The sequence below is a fragment of the Bradyrhizobium sp. 613_E4_N2_2 genome, from assembly GCF_052075995.1.
In the GTDB taxonomy this organism is placed as follows: domain Bacteria; phylum Pseudomonadota; class Alphaproteobacteria; order Rhizobiales; family Xanthobacteraceae; genus Bradyrhizobium; species Bradyrhizobium barranii.
Genome location: NZ_CP197234.1, coordinates 1,835,015 through 1,852,875 on the forward strand (window position 1 = coordinate 1,835,015; position 17,861 = coordinate 1,852,875).

At 64.6% G+C, this 17,861-nt stretch carries 17 protein-coding genes and 1 pseudogene; 14 read left to right on the forward strand and 4 right to left on the reverse strand.

Annotated features, from left to right (window positions below; genetic code table 11):
* The first annotated feature begins 16 nt into the window (after window positions 1–16).
* The 9 genes from AB7290_RS08700 to AB7290_RS08740 all read left to right on the forward strand — a co-directional run bounded on the left by AB7290_RS08700 (window position 17) and on the right by AB7290_RS08740 (window position 8,899).
* Window positions 17–1,051: a PdxA family dehydrogenase gene (locus AB7290_RS08700; RefSeq protein WP_085405260.1), complete on the forward strand. Its 1,035-nt coding sequence runs from the start codon at window positions 17–19 to the stop codon at window positions 1,049–1,051.
* Complete coding sequence (locus AB7290_RS08705; RefSeq protein ID WP_085405259.1) at window positions 1,041–2,495, forward strand: MmgE/PrpD family protein; 1,455 nt, start codon at window positions 1,041–1,043, stop codon at window positions 2,493–2,495. Before AB7290_RS08700 ends, AB7290_RS08705 begins: the two co-directional genes overlap by 11 nt.
* 17 nt (window positions 2,496–2,512) lie before the next feature.
* Window positions 2,513–3,949 carry an MmgE/PrpD family protein gene (locus AB7290_RS08710; protein WP_085405258.1) on the forward strand — a complete coding sequence of 479 codons (1,437 nt, stop codon included), beginning with the start codon at window positions 2,513–2,515 and terminating at the stop codon, window positions 3,947–3,949.
* A gap of 40 nt (window positions 3,950–3,989) precedes the next feature.
* A complete protein-coding gene (locus AB7290_RS08715; protein ID WP_085405257.1) occupies window positions 3,990–4,961 on the forward strand; it encodes a Bug family tripartite tricarboxylate transporter substrate binding protein in 972 nt (323 codons plus the stop codon).
* Window positions 4,962–4,970: 9 nt separating this feature from the next.
* Entirely contained in the window at window positions 4,971–5,759 is a 789-nt protein-coding gene (locus tag AB7290_RS08720) for an SDR family NAD(P)-dependent oxidoreductase (protein WP_085405256.1), read from the forward strand.
* A complete protein-coding gene (locus AB7290_RS08725) occupies window positions 5,759–6,577 on the forward strand; it encodes an alpha/beta fold hydrolase (protein WP_085405255.1) in 819 nt (272 codons plus the stop codon). The genes AB7290_RS08720 and AB7290_RS08725 overlap by 1 nt, the downstream gene beginning before the upstream one ends.
* Window positions 6,578–6,665: 88 nt before the next feature.
* Entirely contained in the window at window positions 6,666–7,457 is a 792-nt protein-coding gene (locus AB7290_RS08730) for a fumarylacetoacetate hydrolase family protein (RefSeq protein ID WP_085405254.1), read from the forward strand.
* A gap of 83 nt (window positions 7,458–7,540) precedes the next feature.
* Window positions 7,541–8,332 (forward strand): transporter substrate-binding domain-containing protein, encoded by a 792-nt coding sequence (locus tag AB7290_RS08735; RefSeq protein ID WP_085405253.1) that lies wholly within the window; start codon window positions 7,541–7,543, stop codon window positions 8,330–8,332.
* 144 nt (window positions 8,333–8,476) lie between these two features.
* Window positions 8,477–8,899: a hypothetical protein gene (locus AB7290_RS08740; RefSeq protein WP_135214837.1), complete on the forward strand. Its 423-nt coding sequence runs from the start codon at window positions 8,477–8,479 to the stop codon at window positions 8,897–8,899.
* Window positions 8,900–8,909: 10 nt separating this feature from the next.
* Here AB7290_RS08740 and AB7290_RS08745 read toward each other — a convergent pair whose 3' ends face one another.
* The 4 genes and pseudogenes from AB7290_RS08745 to AB7290_RS08760 all read right to left on the reverse strand — a co-directional run bounded on the left by AB7290_RS08745 (window position 8,910) and on the right by AB7290_RS08760 (window position 12,222).
* Entirely contained in the window at window positions 8,910–9,653 is a 744-nt protein-coding gene (locus AB7290_RS08745; protein WP_063981375.1) for an IclR family transcriptional regulator, read from the reverse strand.
* Between the two features lie 17 nt (window positions 9,654–9,670).
* On the reverse strand, window positions 9,671–10,522 hold the full coding sequence (locus AB7290_RS08750) for an HpcH/HpaI aldolase/citrate lyase family protein (RefSeq protein WP_085405322.1): 852 nt from the start codon (window positions 10,520–10,522) through the stop codon (window positions 9,671–9,673).
* Window positions 10,522–10,989, reverse strand: a pseudogene (locus AB7290_RS08755) (MaoC family dehydratase); the annotation flags it as partial. The gene AB7290_RS08750 and the pseudogene AB7290_RS08755, both read right to left, overlap by 1 nt.
* Before the next feature lie 30 nt (window positions 10,990–11,019).
* A complete protein-coding gene (locus AB7290_RS08760) occupies window positions 11,020–12,222 on the reverse strand; it encodes a CaiB/BaiF CoA transferase family protein (protein WP_085405251.1) in 1,203 nt (400 codons plus the stop codon).
* A 225-nt stretch (window positions 12,223–12,447) separates the two neighbouring features.
* Between AB7290_RS08760 and AB7290_RS08765 the strand changes: the two genes are divergently transcribed.
* Genes AB7290_RS08765 through AB7290_RS08785 form a run of 5 tightly spaced genes read left to right on the forward strand, consistent with a single transcriptional unit; the run spans window position 12,448 to window position 17,835 of the window.
* Window positions 12,448–13,476 (forward strand): TRAP transporter substrate-binding protein, encoded by a 1,029-nt coding sequence (locus AB7290_RS08765; protein WP_085405250.1) that lies wholly within the window; start codon window positions 12,448–12,450, stop codon window positions 13,474–13,476.
* 40 nt (window positions 13,477–13,516) lie between these two features.
* Window positions 13,517–14,071, forward strand: coding sequence for a TRAP transporter small permease (locus AB7290_RS08770; RefSeq protein WP_028147088.1), 555 nt, complete (start codon window positions 13,517–13,519; stop codon window positions 14,069–14,071).
* Between the two features lie 14 nt (window positions 14,072–14,085).
* Entirely contained in the window at window positions 14,086–15,375 is a 1,290-nt protein-coding gene (locus AB7290_RS08775) for a TRAP transporter large permease (RefSeq protein WP_071910094.1), read from the forward strand.
* 29 nt (window positions 15,376–15,404) lie between these two features.
* Complete coding sequence (locus AB7290_RS08780) at window positions 15,405–16,571, forward strand: acyl-CoA dehydrogenase family protein (RefSeq protein ID WP_071910096.1); 1,167 nt, start codon at window positions 15,405–15,407, stop codon at window positions 16,569–16,571.
* A 31-nt stretch (window positions 16,572–16,602) separates the two neighbouring features.
* Window positions 16,603–17,835: an acetyl-CoA hydrolase/transferase family protein gene (locus AB7290_RS08785; protein WP_085405249.1), complete on the forward strand. Its 1,233-nt coding sequence runs from the start codon at window positions 16,603–16,605 to the stop codon at window positions 17,833–17,835.
* Window positions 17,836–17,861: the final 26 nt, after the last annotated feature.

The window sequence follows — 17,861 nt, forward strand, 5'->3', positions numbered from 1 at the left end:
ATCCAAGGCTTTCAATATGGCTACCAACACCAACGAACTGCCCGTCATTGCGCTGACCCCTGGCGACTGTACCGGCATTGGCCCCGAACAGATCGCGCGCATCCTCTCCGACGACCGGCTTGCTGACGCAGCCCGCCTCGTCGTTGTCGGCGATGCCCGCGTGCTCGAGATGGGCATGGCGCATGCCGGCGTGAACCTGAAGGTCGAGCGGATTGCCTCGCCCAAGGCGGCCAATTGGGGCCGCGGCACGGTGCAGCTCGTCGACCTCGGCAACACCGATCCCGCCAAATTCCCGATCGGCAAAGCCAGCGCCGAGTCCGGCCGGCTGACCGGCGAGACGCTGTCGCGCGCGATCGACTTCTCCAAGGCGGGTGAGGTTGACGCCATTACCTTCGCGCCGCTCAACAAGCGCGCGATGTTCGACGGCGGCTGGAAGTTCCCCGACGAGCACAAGATGTTCGCGAGCCTGCTCGGGCATAAGACTTACTTCTCTGAGATGAACGTGCTCGACGGCCAGTGGATGTCGCGCGTCACCGGGCATCAATCGCTGCGCGAGGCGCTCGACGGCATCAATCCGGAGAGCATCACGGACTCGATCGAGCTGGTCGACCGCATGATGCGGAGGGCTGGCGTCGCCAGGCCGCGCATCGCGGTCGCCGCGCTCAATCCGCATGCCGGCGAGAACGGCCTGTTCGGCCGCGACGAGATCGAGATGATCCGACCGACCGTCGAAGCCGCTGCGAAGCGCGGCATTGCGTGCACCGGGCCATATCCCGCTGACACCGTCTATATCCGCGCCTTCGCGGGCGAGTTCGACAGCGTGGTCGCGATGTATCACGACCAGGGCCAGATCGCGACCAAGCTGCGCGGCTTCAACCGCGGTGTCACCGTCACGGCGGGCCTTGAGACCGTCTTCACTACGCCGTCGCATGGCACCGCGTTCGACATCGTCGGCACGGGCGTCGCCAAGACCGGCGCGCTCGAAAGCGCGGTCCGCCTTGCAGCGCAACTGGTATCGATCAAGGTCAAGGAGGCTGCCCATGCAAACTGATCGCAGGACCCTGCTCCAGGCGGCGGCCGCGCTGCCGCTCGCAACCGTCGGCGCCAACGCCGCCTTCGCGCAGACGCCGGCCGCAACGCCCGCAGCAGCGCCACCCAAGGAGGTGACGCGTGCGCTGGCGCATTATCTCGTGACCGCGAGTTATGACGACCTGCCGGCCAATGTGCGCAAGGAAGGCGTGCGCACGCTGCTGAACTGGGTCGGCGTCGCCATCGGCGGATCGCATCACGAGACGGTCGATATCGCGGTCTCGGCGCTCGGTCCGTTCTCCGGGCCGCAGCAGGCCTCGCTGTTCGGGCGGCGCGAGCGGTTCGACATCATGAACGCGGCCTTCATCAACGGTGTGTCGAGCCATATCTTCGACTATGACGACACCCACCTGAAGACGATCATCCATCCTGCCGGTCCCGTGGCGTCGGCCATTCTCGCGCTGTCGGAGATGCAGCCGGTATCGGGCAAGGATTTCCTGAACGCGCTGGTGCTCGGCGTCGAGACCGAGTGCCGGATCGGCAACTCGGTCTATCCGAACCATTACGATGTCGGCTGGCACATCACCGGCACCGCCGGTGTGTTCGGCTCGGCCGCGGCCGTCGGCAAGCTGTTGAAGCTGAACGAGCAGCAGATGACATGGGCGCTCGGACTGGCCGCATCCCAGCCGGTGGGCCTGCGGGAATCCTTCGGCTCGATGAACAAGAGCTTCAATCCAGGCCGTGCCGCATCAAGCGGCATTTTCGCGGCGATCCTGGCCTCGAAGAATTTCACCTCGTCCGACGCCATGATCGAGGCCAAGCGCGGCTGGGCCAACACGATCAGCACCAAGCAGGACTACAACGAGATCCTCGGCGACCTCGGCAAACGCTATGAGGCCGCGCTCAATACCTACAAGCCATTCGCCTGCGGCATCGTCATGCACCCGGCGATCGACGCCGCGATCCAGCTCCGCAACGAGAGCAAGGTGACTGCGGACCAGATCGAGCGCGTCGACCTCAAGGTCCATCCCCTGGTGCTGGAACTCACCGGCAAGAAGACGCCGAAGGCGGGCCTCGAAGGCAAGTTCAGCATCTATCACGCGGTCGCGGTCGCCATCGTCGAGGGCGCCGGCGGCGAGAAGCAGTTCAGCGACCGGGCCGTGACCGATCCGACCGTCGTCGCGCTGCGCGGCAAGGTGAATCCGGTGATCACACCCGGCATCAAGCCGGAGCAGGTCGATCTCACCATCGTGCTCAAGGACGGCCGCAAGCTCAACCGCTACATCGAGCATGCGATCGGCAGCGTCGAGGTGCCGATGACGGACAAGCAGCTCGAAACCAAATTCTCGGACCTTGCAGAGGGTATCATCCCTGCTGCGACGATCCGGCGCGTGATGGACGCCTGCTGGAATGTCGAGAACCTGCCGAACGCGGCGGAGATCGCAAGGATGTCGGTCGCAACCTGACCGCGGAGGAGAACAGCATGCCGTCACGCCGCCGTTTCCTGCAGTCCGCCGGTTCGGTTGCCGCCTTGGTCGCCACCGGCGGCCGTGCGGCTCTCGCGGCGAGCCCAGGTGTCACCGAGCGTCTCGCCCGCTACATGGTCGTCGCGCGCGACCAGGAGCTGCCGGAGCAGGTGCTGCGTGAATGCAAGCACCGCATTCTCGATACGCTCGGCGCGATGGTTTCGGGCTCGCGCATGCGGCCGGGCGAAATGGCGCTGAAATATGTGCGCACCCTCGGCGGCGATGCACAGGCGTCCGTCGTCGGCTCCGATTTCCGGACCACGGCTGTCAACGCGGCGTTGGCGAACGCGATGTGTGCGCATGCCGACGAGACCGACGATTTCGAGCCCGTCACCAAGGCGCATCCTGGGTGTTCGGTCGTGCCGGCTGCACTCGCGATTGGCGAGCGCGAGCATCGCAGCGGACAGGACGTCATTCGCGCCGTCGCGCTCGGCTACGACCTGACCTGCCGGCTGCTGTTCGCTCTGGGTCCCGACCTCGTCCGCGGTTCGCATCGGAGTGCCGAAGGGACGTCCTCGACGTTTGGCGCGCTCGGGGCCGCCGCATCGCTGGCGCGGCTCGATGAAAAGGGAATGCGCTACGCGATCTCCTATTCGTCGCAGCAGGTGTCCGGCCTGTGGAGCTGGGTGAAGGATCACGATCACATCGAGAAGGCGTTCGACTTTGCCGGCATGGGGGCCCGCAACGGCGTCATGGCGGTCGACATGGTGAAAGCGGGCCTCACCGGCGTCGACGACGTGCTCGATGGCACCCACAATCTCTTCATCGCGCTGTCGACCGATCCGAAGCCGGAAGAGATGGTGAAGGATCTCGGCAAGCGCTTCTATGTCACGGAGACGGCGATCAAGACATTTTCGGTCGGCTATCCCATCCAGTCGCCCCTGGATGCAATGCTGACGTTGCGCAAGCAGCACAGCCTCACGCCAGATAATGTGCGTAATATTCTAGTCAAGCTGCCGACCGATGCGATGGGAATTGTGGGCGAGAGCGCGATGCCAGACGTCAACTGCCAGCATCTCGCGGCTGTCGCGCTGGTCAAGGGCGCCGTGTCGTTCAATGACAGTCACGACGTCGCGTTGATGCATGATCCAAAGATCCTGGAGCAGCGCGCCAAGGTGACGCTGGCCGGCGACAAGGCGCTGATGGACCCGGCGGCGCCGCGCGGTGCTGTCGTCGAGGTGACATTGACCGATGGCAGGAAGGTCGAGCACTTCACGAAGTATCCGCCGGGCACCAAGGAGAATCCGCTGAGCACGGAAGCAGTGGCGGCCAAGACGCGGGATCTGATTGCACCGGTATTGGGCAGTGACAGGGCCGAGAGGCTGATCGACCAGATCGGCAATCTCGAACGGCTTGACGACGTCGGCAAGTTGAGGCCATTGCTGACGGCGTGATGAATCAATCAACAACAAGACAAACATCAAGGAAGTGCCCATGCGCGGGGTTATGCGACGCACCTTTGTGGCCGCCTGTGCGGCCGTTCTGTTCTCCGGCTTCGCGGTAGCGCAGGATTATCCCTCCCGACCCGTCAAGATCATCGTGCCGTTCCCGGCCGGTGGGTCCAACGACATCATCGCCCGCATCGTCGCGCAGAAGCTGACCGAGCGGAACGGCCAGACCTTCCTCGTTGAGAACCGCGGCGGCGCCGGTGGCAATATCGGCGCCGAGACGGTCGCGAGCGCAGAGCCCGATGGCTACACCCTGCTGCTGACCGCGCCGCCTCCACTGACGATCAACGGCTCCCTCTACAAAAAGCTACCGTTCGATCCGGCCAAGGCCTTTGCGCCGGTGGCGCTGATCGCCTCGGTGCCGATTGTGCTGGTCGTCAATCCGTCGGTGCAGGCGAAGAACGTGGGTGAGCTGATCGCGCTGGCCAAGGCGAAGCCCGGCTCGCTCAATTTCGGCTCGTCCGGCATCGGCTCGACGAATCATCTGGCGGGCGAATTGCTCAAGAGCATGGCCGGCGTGGACATCGTCCACGTGCCCTATCGCGGCGCCGCGCCAGCGATGAACGATCTGCTCGCGGGCCAGATCCCCTTCATGTTCGACAACATGCCGGCGGTGCTGCCGCAGGTGCAGGGCAGGGCCATCAATGCGATCGCGGTTGCTGGTACCAAGCGTGCGGAAGCACTGCCCGACGTGCCGACCGTGGCCGACACCATTCCCGGCTTCGAGGCTTCGTCCTGGTTTGGGCTGGTGGCGCCGGCCAAGACGCCAGCACCCGCGCTCGCCAAGCTGAGCGGCGAGCTCGAGACCATTCTGAAGATGCCCGACGTCAAGAAGCGGCTTGCCGAGCTTGGCGCCGAGCCCGGCACGGTGTTTGGGCCGGCGTTCGGGCAGTTCATGGCGGACGAAACCACGAAGTGGGGCAAGCTCGTCAAGGCGTCCGGCGCCACAGTGGATTAGGGTAGCGTCATGGATCTCAATCTGGGCGGCAAGGTTGCCGTCGTTACCGGCGGCAGCATCGGTATCGGCCGCGCGATCGCCGCCGAACTCGCGCGCGAGCAGGCGCATGTCGTCATCGTCGCCCGCGATGCCGAGCGGCTTTCGGCGTCAGCACAGGAAATGTCGCGGGACACCGGCCGGCGTGTGATCGCCTGTGCCGGCGACATGACCAAGCCCGACGACATCGCGCGAGCGATGACCACCGCGCGCGAGGCCTTCGGCCGCATCGATATCCTCGTCAACAACGCCGGCGCCTCTCCGATGGGCCGGATCGCGGAGACGCCGGATGCGACCTGGGCCAAATCGATCGAGCTGAAGCTGCTCGGCTACATGCGCTGTGCGCGCAATGTCCTGCCGGAAATGCGCGACCGCCGCTGGGGCCGCGTCATCAACATCATCGGCCGCAGCGGCCACCAGCCGCGCGCGGCCTATATGGCGGGCGGCGCGGTCAACGCGGCGCTGCTGAACTTCACGCTGGCGCTCGCCGAGGAATGCGCGCCCGACAATGTGCTGGTCACCGGCGTCAATCCCGGACCGGTGCAGACCGACCGCTGGGACAGCCTCATCTCTCAAGGTGCGGCGATCGCCGGGCAAGATCAGGGCGCGACCAATGCTGCGGCGATCGCCTCGGTTCCGCTCGGCCGCGTCGGGCAGCCGCACGAGGTGTCCGGCATCGTCGCGTTCCTCTGTTCAGACCGCGCGTCCTTCATTACTGGTACCTGCATCAATGTCGATGGCGGCGGAACGAGGTGTATCTGATGGGTAGCGAACTGCGGAAGATCGGTGTCAGCGAGGATTGCGAGCTTGCGGTTCGCATCGATGATTATCTGCTGCCATGGGACGTCAAACCGCCGGTCGTGATGCTGCACGGGCTCGCCGAGAGCGGCGAGGCGTTCCGGCGCTGGGTGCCCTATTTCGCCACGCATCACCTCGTGGTGCGCCCGGATCTGCGCGGCTACGGCGATTCGACGCCGATGCAGGGCGATTATGTCTATCGCTTCGCAGGCCTTGGCGACGACATCATCCGGATGCTGGACGTGCTGAAGCTCGATCGCGTTTTCCTGGTTGGCGGCAAGATCGGCGGCACCCTGGCGATGCACCTGACCGCAAAACACCCGGATCGCGTGATCGCAGTCGCCGCGGTCGGTGCGCCGGCCTCGCTCACCTCGTTCAACGAGCGGGCGCCGACCTGGCGCAAGCAGATCCGCGAGCAGGGCGTCGAGCCCTGGGTGCGCGAGACCACGGCCGGCCGGCTCGGCTCGTCGCTGCCGCCGGCGGCGCTGGACTGGTGGATCAAGCTGATGTCGAAGACCAAGGCTTCGACGCTGGAGGCGTTTTTGCAGATGGTGCCGACGGTCGATGTCACCGGCGAGCTTCCGTCCATCAAGCGCCCGGCGCTGGTGATCACCACGACCGGCTCCGGTCTCGGCGACGTCGCCTCCGTGAAGGCATGGCAGGAAACGATTCCAGGCTCGAAGCTGGAAGTGCTACCGGGCGATTCCTATCACGTCGCCGCGACTGACCCGGACGCGTGCGCGCAAAAAGTTCGCGCGTTCTTCGATCGCGTCGCGACTTAAGACGTACAGGGCGGGCCATTGGCCCGCCCCGCATTTGGCTCTAAGACTACCGTTCGACAAGAAACGGCAAATATCAGGGAGTGAAGCCATGACAAAAACCACGCGACGCAGCGTGCTCACGGCCGCAGCCGCGATGACAGCGGCAGGCCTTACTGAGGCGGCGCCGGCCGCCGCGCAGGCCGGACCGAAGCCGATCTTCCCGGTGCCGATGGTCACGATTCCGATCGTCGGCGAGACCCAGGTGTTCCAGGTCCGCCGCATCTACTGCATCGGCCGCAACTATGCCGCGCACGCGATCGAGCGCGGGTCGGATCCGAACCGCGAGCCACCCTTCTTCTTCCAGAAGCCGACGGACGCGATCCAGAACGTCGCGATCGGCGAGGTTGCCGACCACCCCTATCCGTCGCTGACCAAGAACTATCATCACGAGGTCGAGCTGGTCGCCGCGCTGAAATCGGGAGGCATCAGCATCCCGGCCGACAAGGCGCTCGATCACGTCTATGGCTACGCGCTCGGCCTCGACATGACCCGGCGCGATCTCCAGAACGGCATGGCCGCGGAGAAGAAGCCCTGGGAGATCGGCAAGAGCTTTGACCACGCCGCGGTGATCGGCCCTATCCACCCCGTGAGCAAAACCGGCCACTTCGAGAAGGGCGCCATTTCGCTCGCGATCAACGGCACGGTGAAACAGAACTCGGATCTCAGCAAGATGATCTGGAGCGTTGCCGAGCAGATCGCAAAGCTCTCCGAAGCGTTCGAGCTGAAGGCCGGCGACGTCATCTATTCCGGCACGCCGGAGAATGTCGGCCCGGTGGTGAAGGGCGACGTTCTGCTGTGCAAGCTCGAGGGCCTGCCGGATATGTCGATCAAGATCGTGTAGTTCTTTACCTCTCCCCGTAAGAACGGGGGCGAGGGAGCGCGCCGTCAGCTTGTCGACGGATTGTCCAATCTTGGAGGCGCTAAATGTTGCGGCGTGGTCTGATTGCTGCGTTGGGCTTGGTCTTCATCATGACCTCCATTCCCAGCTCGAAAGCCGAAGGCCCCGTCGACATCGCGCCGACGGGAGCGCTCCGCGTGGCGGTGGCCGTCGGCCCGGCCGCGTCGGCGTTCTGGACGACGCGCGATCCATCGACCGGAAAACCGCGCGGCGTTACGGTCGAACTCGCCAAGGCTGCCGCTGACAAGCTGCACGTTCCGCTTCAGCTCGTCGAATACCCGAGCTCCGACGAGATCGCCGCCGCCGGCAGCAAGGACGTCTGGGATCTCTCTTTCATGCCGGCGGACGTCAAGCGCGAGCAGTTCGTGGACCAAGGGCCCGCTTACGTCGCCTATATGAGCGGCTATCTCACCCGCGCCGGATCGGACATCCGGATCGTTGCGGATGTCGATCGCGCCGGCATGCGGGTCGGCTGTATCGAAGGGACATCGACGTCACGCACGGTCGAAAAATCCTTGAAGCAGGCGAAGCTGACAAAGTTCGTGAAGCCGGAAGAGGCGGCCGAATTGATCGGCAAGGGGCAGCTCGATGCTCTCGCCATGGGAATGGGAGCCTTGGAAGACCTTTCGCGAAAGCTGCCCGGAACCAAGGTGCTGGATGAGGTGATCCAGTCGACCGGCGTGGTCGTGGTCGTTCCCAAGGGCAAGGCCGTGGCGAAGACCTGGGCGGCGCGCTTCCTGGATGAAGCCAAGATAGACGGCACCGTGCGTCGTGCGCTCGATGGTAATGGATTTACCAGCGACAAGATCGCGCCGTGATCTGGCCCCGCTGGAACCGCGAGTGGCGGCGGAGGTCTTTGAATTGCCGGAGTTCCATCGGCCATTGCCCCGTGTTGGGCAACGAACAAACCTCGTGCGGCCATATTTGAGTAAGAGTGATCTCCCGAGAGGGAGGCGCTTGCGATGAAGAAAGTTCTGATCACTGCGGTCGTGCTGCTGGCTGGCGTGCCTGCGAGCGCCGTTGCGCAGGAGCGCGCTGGTGCTGCGGCGATAGGCGCCGTGTCCGGGGCCGTCGTGCTCGGTCCGGTCGGTGCGGTCGCGGGTGCAGTGATTGGCTATACCGCCGGTCCTTCAATCGCGAGGTCATGGGGCGTGAGAGGTTCGCGGTCGGCAAGACACCAGCAGCCGCCACGCCGCGAGGCGTACCGCGCAGCCGCAACCGGCGCTCCGCCGAGCGCACGTGAGGCGATGAATGCCAACGGCCAGATCAGAGCCGCCAGCAATCCGAATCCGCCGGCTCAAGCCGCGCCTCCGGTGCAGCCAGTTCAAGCTGCCCCGGCTCCGCCGGCGGAGACTTCGACCCCGCCCGTTCAGGGACTCGAATGAGGCTCCGGCTTTAGGCCGCGGTCGTCTTCGGCCGCAGCCGGTCGACGGTCCGTGCGATCAGCGCGGCCACCTCCGGCACTTTTGGACCAATGCGAAATTCCGGCCCTGCGACGACGACCGAGAGCCGGCGATCACCGATCGGCAGCGGGATCGCCGCGCCGGCGAGATCGCGGCTGTAATCGGCAAAGCTCTGGCAATAGCCGCGCGCGATCGAATTGCGCAGCTCGATCTCGACGGCCTCGATGCTGATCGGCGTCGACGGGCCGTATTGCTTGAACTCGATCTTACGATAGACGGAGTCGCGCTCTTCCTGTGAATATTGCAGCAGCAGCGCGCGGCCGCTGGCGGTGGCGTGGATCGGAACGCGGTGCCCGATGGTCGCGAAATAGCGGATCGCGGCCTGGGATTCGACGACGTCGATGAACACCGCCATGACGCCCGCCGGCGCCACAATCGATGCGGTCTCGCCGGTCTCCGCCGAGAGATCTGCGATCAGCTGATGCGTCCACGGCGGCAGCGGCTCGACCTCGGAGATCATCCGCGCCATCGCCAGCCAGCGCGGCGTCGGATAGAAACCGGCGCGCGGCCGCGGCTCATAGAGGTACCCCTTCTCCGACAGCGTCGCGAGCAGGTTGAAGGTCGACGAGCGCGGCCAGCCGAAATGATCGGCGATCTCAGCAAGCGTCGCCGGCTTCCTCGTTTGCGCGAAGAATTCCATGATCTCCAGGACGTTTGCGGCTTGGCGAACGATCATGGTGGCGGCGTTCCGATCTAGGTCTGGCCGAGGATCTTCTTCGCGGCGCGAAGATGCGGCTTGTCGATCATCTGGCCGTCGAGCCGCAGCGTGCCGGAGTTCGGATTGCTCGCGAATGCGGCGATCACTTTTTCCGCCCAGGTGCGCTCAGCCTCGGTCGGCTCGAACGCCGCGTTGACGACGTCGACATGTTTCGGGTGGATCAGCGCCTTCGCCGAAAACCCGTCGCGCCGCGCGGCGCGCGTTTCCTGCTCGAGGCCGGCGAGATTGTCGATGTCAGTATAGACGGTGTCGATCGGCGCGACCTCGGCCGCGGCCGCGGCCATCAGGCAAAGATCGCGCGCGAGGCGGTAGGGGCTGTGGAACACGCCGCCTGCGGCCTTTTCCGTGGCGCCGAGCGAAGCCGAGAGATCCTCCGCACCCCACATCAATCCGGCGAGGCGGGGGGAGCAGCCCTTGTAGCTGCCGAGGCCGAAGATCGAGCTGGCTGTCTCCGTCGCGACGCAGACGATGCGCGTCGCGCCGACGGTGATGCCGGCCGCGGCTTCCAAGGCTTCGAGCCAGGTTGCAACCTGGCGCACGTCATCGCCGCCTTGCGATTTCGGCAGAACGATGCCGTCGGGCTTGCCGGGCATCACCGCGGCGAGATCGGTGAGCGTCAGGCCGGTGTCGAGCGCGTTGACGCGGACATAGAGCTGATGCGGGCCGGGGCGGCCCTTCAGCATCGCAAGCGTCAGGGTGCGCGCCTCCGGCTTCTTGTCGGTGACGACGGAATCCTCGAGATCGATGATCAGCGCGTCGGCCTTGCCTTCGCTCGCCTTCTCGAATTTGCGCGGGGAATCCCCCGGCACGAACAGCATCGAACGCATCAGACCGGCCTCTTGTGCATCATCGCCATGCGGCGGCATTTGCCGACGATCTCGTCGTTCTGGTTCAAGGCGTGGTGCTCGAACTCGACGATACCCGCTCTCGGGCGCGATTTGGATTCCCTCAACGAAAGCACCTTCGTCGTCGCCCGCAAGGTGTCGCCATGGAAGACCGGTTTTGGAAACGTGACGTCGGTCATGCCGAGATTGGCAACAGTGGTCCCCATGGTCGTATCATAGACCGTCATGCCGATCATGATGCCGAGGGTGTAAAGGCTGTTGAAAATGCGCTGGCCGAACTCGGTCTTTTCAGCGAAATGCGCGTCGATATGCAGCGGCTGCGGGTTGAGCGTCAGCAGGCTGAACATGGTGTTGTCCATCTCCGTGACGGTCCGGGTCAGCGGATGCCTGAACTCCTGGCCCACAGAAAAGTCCTCGAAATAAAGCCCGGCCATCGCGGTTTCCTCCCTGTATAGCTGCGATTCTGGCCAGCGCTGCCGTTAGGGCGGCGCGGCCAGGTGAACTGCTTTTTGCTCTGCGAGCTGCTCGATCTCGTCGGTCGAGAAGCCGGCCTCGCGCAAAATGTCGCGGCCATGCTGGCCGAGCGTCGGTGCGGGGCCGGCGGCTTCCGGCTGGGTTACGCTCCAGGTGGAGGGCACGCGCATCTGGCGGATCCGGCCTTCCACGGGATGATCCACCGTCCTGAAGAAGTCGATCGCATTGAGATGCGGATCGTCGAGGATCGTCTCCAGCGTGTGCATCGGCATCACCGGAATGTCGGCGCGCTCGAGCAGATCGCGCCATTCTGCGGTGGTGCGTGTGAGGAAGATGTGGCCGATCTCCTCGTAGATCTCGTCGATGTGCTTCGTCCGCGCGGCGTGGTTGGCGAAGCGCGGCTGATCGAGGAAATGCGGCTGTCCGATCGCCTCGAAGAAGCTGCGCCAGTGCTTGTCGTTGTAGATGAGGACGCAGAGATAGCCGTCACTGGTCTTGTAGGGGCGGCGATAGCGCGACAGCAGGCGGGCATAGCCGCCATGGTCGAGCGGCGGATCGTAGGTGAGGCCGCCCAGATGATCGACCAGCACGAACTCCGTCATCGATTCGAACATCGGCACGTCGATGCGTTGGCCAACGCCGGTGCGGCTCTGATGCATCAGCCCGCCCATGATCGCATTGACCAACATCAGGCCGACGATGCGGTCGGCGATGGTGACGGGGACGTAGCGCGGCGTGCCGTCGCCGGCCGCCGCAAGCAGCGTCGGAATCGTGGCGGCGCCCTGGATGAGATCGTCATAGGCGGGCTTTGCGGCATAGGGCCCGGACTGGCCGTAGCCGAACGCGCCGACATAGATGAGCGCGGGGTTGATCTCGCGAAGTGTCTCGTAGTCGAGGCCGAGCCGCGCCATTGCCTGTGGGCGCACGTTGTAGACGAGCGCGTTGGCGTGCTTCGCCAGCCGCAGCAAGGTGTCGCGGCCTTCCGTCTTCTTCAGGTCGAGCACGATGCTGCGCTTGCCGCGATTGGCATTGAGGAACATCCCGCCCATGCCGGGCGTGCGGCCGGGACCGATCTGGCGAACGATGTCGCCCTCAGGGCTTTCGACCTTGATCACGTCGGCGCCCATGTCCGCCAGCACCTGGGTGCCGTAGGGGCCCATCAGCACCGAGGTCAGGTCGAGAATGGTGAAGCCGGCGAGCGGTCCCATGAGGCCTCGTTGGATAAATTCATATACGTGAAGTTAGAGTTCATAAAATAGCGGTGTCAATTCGGCGACTCCAGTTTACGGCGCATGGCTCCATGAATAATTCATATACTTGACAGATAAATTCACCTATATGTACATTTTCAAGCAAGAAATAGAGCGAGGGCCGGACGGCGCCGCAGCAATTCGCTGCCGCGTTCGGCGTGGGGACGCGTCAAGGAGAACGACATGAAGAAGAATCTGGTCCGGGCTGCAGCAGTGCTCGCTCTCTCGCTGCCGGTCTCGACGCTGCAGGCGCAGGCCCTGGAGCTGAAGGTCGCCGATAGCTTCCCCGCCGGTCACTATCTCGTCCGCCTGATGCTGAAGCCCTGGATGGACGACGTCACAAGGCGCACCAACGGTGCGGTGACCTTCACCTATTATCCGAACCAGCAGATCGGCAAGGCGGCGGACATGCTGCGGCTCACCCAGTCCGGCGTGGTCGATATCGGCTACATCGGACCGTCCTACGTCTCCGACAAGATGCCGCTGTCGGAGGTCGCGCAATTGCCGGGTGCGTTCGAGACTGCGTGCCAGGGCACGATGGCTTATTGGAAGGCTGCGCGCGAAGGCATTCTGGCCAAGCAGGAATACGCGCCGAACAAGATCAAGCTGCTGCTCGCCGTAGTGCTGCCGCCCTACCAGGTGTGGACCGTCAAGTCGAAGGTGGAAACCACCAAGGACATGCAGGGCCTGAAGCTGCGCACCACCGGCGGCGCGCAGGACCTGACGCTGCGTGCGCTCAACGCCGTGCCGGTGCGCATGGCTGCGCCCGATGCCTATGAGTCGCTGTCGCGCGGCACCATGGACGGCCTGCTGTTCCCGCTCGACAGCGTCGTCTCATACGGCCTCGACAAGCTGGTCAAGCACGCCACCGAAGGCGTCAGCTTCGGCAGCTTCATCGTTGCCTACTCCATCAACCAGTCGGTCTGGGACAAGCTACCCGACGACGTGAAGAAGGCGATGAACGAGGCTTCGGAGGCGATTACGCCGCAAGCCTGCGCCGGCGTCGAAAAGGAAGGCGAAGTCACCAGGAAGCAAATGCAGGACGAAGGCATCAGCTTCGATCCGCTGCCGGAGGCGACGCGCACCGAGATCAAGGACAAGCTCAAGGGCGTCGGCAAGGAGTGGGCGAGCGGGCTCGACAGCCGCGGCAAGCAGGCGTCTGCCGCGCTGAAGGAGTTCGACGATCTGCTCGCCGCGGGCGGCGCCAAGTAGAGCGCCAGGTAGTCCGACATCCAACAGGGAGGCGCTAGAGGTGATCAAACGGGCAGGAGATGTGCTCGGCGCGCTGGAGCGCGCGCTGACGGTGATCGCGGTGGTGTTCATGTTCGTGATCATGCTGCTGGTGGTGACCGACGTGTTCATGCGTTACGCGCTGAACAGCCCTTTCTCCTTCACCTATGATCTGATCGGGCTCTATCTCCTCGCTGGCGTGTTCTTCTTCACGCTGTCGGACGCGCTGCGTGAGCATGTCCATGTCGGCGTGGACATCCTCTTGTCGCGCTTCTCGCTGACGGGGCGACGGTTGTCCGAGATCGTCACGGCGCTCGCCGGCCTGTTCGTATTCATCCTGATCTGCAAGGTCGGGTTCGAGCGCGCGCTGGAGAATTACGAGCAGCACGACGTGCTCTCCGGCGCGATCCCCTGGCCGACCTGGATTTCGGCGGCGCTGGTGCCGTTCGGCTGCGGCGTGCTGGTGCTGCGGCTGGCGCTGCAGCTCGTCGGCAATGTGCTGAGTCTCGTCAGCGGCCGCGACCTCTATCCGCTGCCGCCGGTGACCGGCGTCGGCGAAGCACGCGGCTTCGAGTAACGGGCGATATCCCCATGACACCTTTCATCGTTCTCGCCCTGCTGTTCGGCCTGCTTGCCCTCGGCACGCCCGTCGGCTTTGCCATGGCTTTCTCCGGCTCGGTCGGCCTCGTCATGGTTGGCGGATGGCCCACGCTGTTCGGCATCCTGCAGACAGCGCCGCTCTCGACCGTCTCGGCCTACGAGCTGATCACCATTCCGATGTTTCTCTTGATGGCAGACCTCGTGCTGCTGTCGGGTGTCGCGGACGATCTGTTCAAGACCGCTTCGGCCTGGGTCGGCCGCATTCCCGGCGGCCTCGGCATGGCAACCGCGCTCGCCGGCGCCGGTTTTGGCGCGATCTGCGGCACCTCGACCGCTTCCGCCGCGACGCTGTCCTCGACCAGCCTGCCGGCGATGATCCGCCAGGGCTACGAGCCGAAGATGGCGGCCGGCGTCGTTGCGATCTCGGGCACGTTGTCGATGCTGCTGCCGACCAGCGTTGCGCTCGTCATCTTCGGCCTGCTGGCGGAGGTAAACATCGGCAAGCTGCTGATCAGCGGCATCATCCCGGCGATCCTGGTCACGTTCACCATCATGGCCACGATCTACTTCCTGGTCTGGCAGGATCCTTCGCGCGCACCGGCCGCGAAGTCTGTACCGTGGCGCGAGAAGTTTGCGCTGCTGTGGCAGGTCTCGCCGATGGTGGTGCTGTTCTCGATCGTGACAGGCACGATCTATCTCGGCGTCGCAACGCCGACGGAAGCCTCCGCCTTCGGCGCGTTCGGCGCCTTCCTGCTCGCCATCGTCAAGGGCAAGATCACGCCGTCCTCGCTCTATGCGACGCTGCTGCGCGCCTGCCACGGCACCTGCATGATCATCATGATCCTGGTCGGTGCCTCGATCTTCGGCTATTTCTTCACGCTGACCCATGTCACGCAGGACCTCGTCGCCTGGATCGGCAGCCTTCCGGCCTCGCGCTGGGTGATCATTACATTGATCCTGTGCGGCTACATCGTGCTCGGCTCGTTCATGGACCAGATCGCGATCCTGGTGCTGACCGTGCCGATCGTGCTGCCGCTGATCAAGACGCTGGGCTTTGATCCGATCTGGTTCGGCGTCATCAAAATCGTCACCGCAGAAGTCGGCATGATCACGCCGCCGGTCGGGCTCAACTGCTTCATCGTTGCTCGCTATGCCAAGCGGCCGGTGGCGGAAGTGTTCCACGGCACCTTCCCGCACTTCATCGCGCACCTGATCGCAATCGCGATCCTGGTGGCGTTTCCCTCGATCATTCTCTGGCTGCCCTCGCAGATGGGGCGCTAGGCCCAACGAGCCTCCATAAGGAGACCATCATGGATTTCGCGCTCACCGATCAGCAGGAAGCCATTCGTGCCGCCGTCGCAAAAGTTTGCGAGGACTTTCCCGACGCCTATTGGCTGAAGAAGGACCACGACGGCGGCTTCCCGCACGACTTCCACAAGGCGATGGCCGATGCCGGCTGGCTCGGCATCTGCGTGCCGGAGGAATATGGCGGCTCCGGGCTCGGCATCACCGAGGCCGCGATCATGATGCGCGCCATCGCGGAATCCGGCGCCGGCATGTCCGGCGCCTCCGCGGTGCACATCAACGTCTTCGGGCTCAACCCCGTCGTGGTGTTCGGCACCGAGGAGCAGCGCAAGCGCATGCTGCCGCCGATGGTCGAGGGCCGCGAGAAGGCGTGCTTCGCCGTCACCGAGCCCAACACCGGCCTCAACACCACGCAACTCAAGACCCGTGCCGTCGCCAAGAACGACCGCTACATCGTCAACGGCCAGAAGGTGTGGATCTCCACCGCGCAGGTCGCGCACAAGATCCTGCTGCTGGCGCGCACCACGCCGCTGGAGGACGTGCGGTCGCCGACCCATGGCCTCAGCCTCTTCTACACGGATTTCGACCGCAAGAAGATCAAGGTCCACGAGATCGAGAAGATGGGCCGCAAGATCGTCGATTCCAACGAGCTGTTCTTCGAGGATTTCGAGATCCCGATGGAGGACCGCATCGGCGAAGAGGGCAAGGGTTTTCAGTACATCCTCGAAGGCATGAACCCCGAGCGTATCCTGATCGCGGCGGAAGCGGTCGGCCTCGGCAAGCTCGCGCTGTCGCGCGCGACCGAATACGCCAAGACGCGCGTGGTGTTCAACCGTCCGATCGGCAAGAACCAGGGCATCCAGCATCCGCTCGCGGTGAACTGGGTCGAGCTCGAGGCGGCCTGGCTGATGGTGATGCAGGCAGCCTGGCAATACGACAAGGGCTTGCCTTGCGGCGCTGGCGCGAACGCCGCGAAATATTTCGCAGGCGAAGCCGGCTACCATGCCTGCGAGCAGGCAGTGATGACCCATGGCGGCTTCGGCTATGCCAAGGAATTCCACGTCGAGCGTTATCTGCGCGAGGTCCTGATCCCGCGCATCGCGCCGGTCAGCCCGCAGCTCGCGCTCAGCTTCATCGCGGAAAAGGTGCTCGGGCTGGCGAAGTCTTACTAGTCTTCGCGCGGATCGCTTAGCGGGGACGCCAATGAACCTCGACTTCTCCGGCCTGATCCGGGAGGGCGACCGTGTCGTGTGCGGGCAGGCAACGGCTGAGCCGGTCACCCTGACCGAAGCGCTGGTCGCGCAAGCCGGGCATCTGCCGGCGTTCCGCATGATGGTCGGTCCAATATTCTCCGACACGTTTTCCGCCGCGTGCGCGCCCAACATCTCGTTCCAGAGCTATGGCGTGATCGGGAATGCGCGGCGGCTCGCGAAAGCGGGACGGCTCGACGTGATCCCGAGCAACTACAGCGCCTTCTGCGCCGATTTCGCCTCACGGCGCCATCGTGCGGATGTGGTGCTGGTGCAACTCGCCGAGTCCGGCGATGGTCGATTGAGCGCAAGCCTCTCCAACGATTATGTCATCGATGCCGCACGGGGCGCGCGAGTGGTCATCGCCGAGATCAATCCGGATGCGCCCCTTACGTTCGGGGCGGAATGGCCCGAGGACGTGCCGATCCATTTGCGTGTGCCGGCCCGGCGCCCGCCGGTGGAATTGGCCTCGCCCCCGATCGATGACATCTCCCGGCTGATCGCCGCGCATGCGGCGAGCCTGATCGCCGACGGCAGTACGCTTCAGTTCGGTGTGGGACGCATTCCGGACGCGATCCTGTCCTCGCTCTCCCATGCCCGCAATCTCGGCATCCATTCCGGCCTGATCAATGACGCCGTTGTCGACCTGATCGAGCGCGGCGCGGTGACGAATGCAGAGAAGGGAATCGATGCCGGGACCACGGTGACGAACCAGGTGATCGGCACGAAGCGGCTCTATCGCTTCGTGCACGAGAACAAGGCGGTTTCGGTGCGGCCGACGTCATATACGCACGGCCAGAATGTGCTGGCGTGGATCAACCGGCTGGTCGCGATCAACTCGGCGCTCCAGGTCGGGCTCGATGGCAGCGTCAACTCCGAAACGCTTAACGGCGTCGCGATCGGCGCCATCGGCGGGCAGCTCGATTTCGTGCGCGGTGCCAATGCATCGCCCGGGGGCAGGGCGATCATCGCGCTGCCGGCGACGGCGTCCGACGGGACCAGCCGCATTGTCGTCCATGTGGAGACCGTGACGACGCCGCGCGCCGATGTCGATGCCATCGTGACCGAATGGGGCGTTGCAGAGCTGCGTGGTTGCGGACTTGCCGAGCGCGCGCGCCGCATGGTCGCGATCGCGGCGCCCGGGCACCGCGATGCGCTGTCGGCACAACTTCGCGCCGCGCGCTAGAATCTGGCGAGCCATCTGAAACAGGC

What these genes read in the sequence shown, in the direction of transcription:
- AB7290_RS08700 (WP_085405260.1), top strand. Translation starts at nt 17, where the DNA reads ATGGCTACCAACACCAACGAACTGCCCGTCATTGCGCTGACCCCTGGC.
- AB7290_RS08705 (WP_085405259.1), top strand. Translation starts at nt 1,041, where the DNA reads ATGCAAACTGATCGCAGGACCCTGCTCCAGGCGGCGGCCGCGCTGCCG.
- AB7290_RS08710 (WP_085405258.1), top strand. Translation starts at nt 2,513, where the DNA reads ATGCCGTCACGCCGCCGTTTCCTGCAGTCCGCCGGTTCGGTTGCCGCC.
- AB7290_RS08715 (WP_085405257.1), top strand. Translation starts at nt 3,990, where the DNA reads ATGCGCGGGGTTATGCGACGCACCTTTGTGGCCGCCTGTGCGGCCGTT.
- AB7290_RS08720 (WP_085405256.1), top strand. Translation starts at nt 4,971, where the DNA reads ATGGATCTCAATCTGGGCGGCAAGGTTGCCGTCGTTACCGGCGGCAGC.
- AB7290_RS08725 (WP_085405255.1), top strand. Translation starts at nt 5,759, where the DNA reads ATGGGTAGCGAACTGCGGAAGATCGGTGTCAGCGAGGATTGCGAGCTT.
- AB7290_RS08730 (WP_085405254.1), top strand. Translation starts at nt 6,666, where the DNA reads ATGACAAAAACCACGCGACGCAGCGTGCTCACGGCCGCAGCCGCGATG.
- AB7290_RS08735 (WP_085405253.1), top strand. Translation starts at nt 7,541, where the DNA reads ATGTTGCGGCGTGGTCTGATTGCTGCGTTGGGCTTGGTCTTCATCATG.
- AB7290_RS08740 (WP_135214837.1), top strand. Translation starts at nt 8,477, where the DNA reads ATGAAGAAAGTTCTGATCACTGCGGTCGTGCTGCTGGCTGGCGTGCCT.
- AB7290_RS08745 (WP_063981375.1), bottom strand. Translation starts at nt 9,653, where the DNA reads ATGATCGTTCGCCAAGCCGCAAACGTCCTGGAGATCATGGAATTCTTC.
- AB7290_RS08750 (WP_085405322.1), bottom strand. Translation starts at nt 10,522, where the DNA reads ATGCGTTCGATGCTGTTCGTGCCGGGGGATTCCCCGCGCAAATTCGAG.
- AB7290_RS08760 (WP_085405251.1), bottom strand. Translation starts at nt 12,222, where the DNA reads ATGGGACCGCTCGCCGGCTTCACCATTCTCGACCTGACCTCGGTGCTG.
- AB7290_RS08765 (WP_085405250.1), top strand. Translation starts at nt 12,448, where the DNA reads ATGAAGAAGAATCTGGTCCGGGCTGCAGCAGTGCTCGCTCTCTCGCTG.
- AB7290_RS08775 (WP_071910094.1), top strand. Translation starts at nt 14,086, where the DNA reads ATGACACCTTTCATCGTTCTCGCCCTGCTGTTCGGCCTGCTTGCCCTC.
- AB7290_RS08780 (WP_071910096.1), top strand. Translation starts at nt 15,405, where the DNA reads ATGGATTTCGCGCTCACCGATCAGCAGGAAGCCATTCGTGCCGCCGTC.
- AB7290_RS08785 (WP_085405249.1), top strand. Translation starts at nt 16,603, where the DNA reads ATGAACCTCGACTTCTCCGGCCTGATCCGGGAGGGCGACCGTGTCGTG.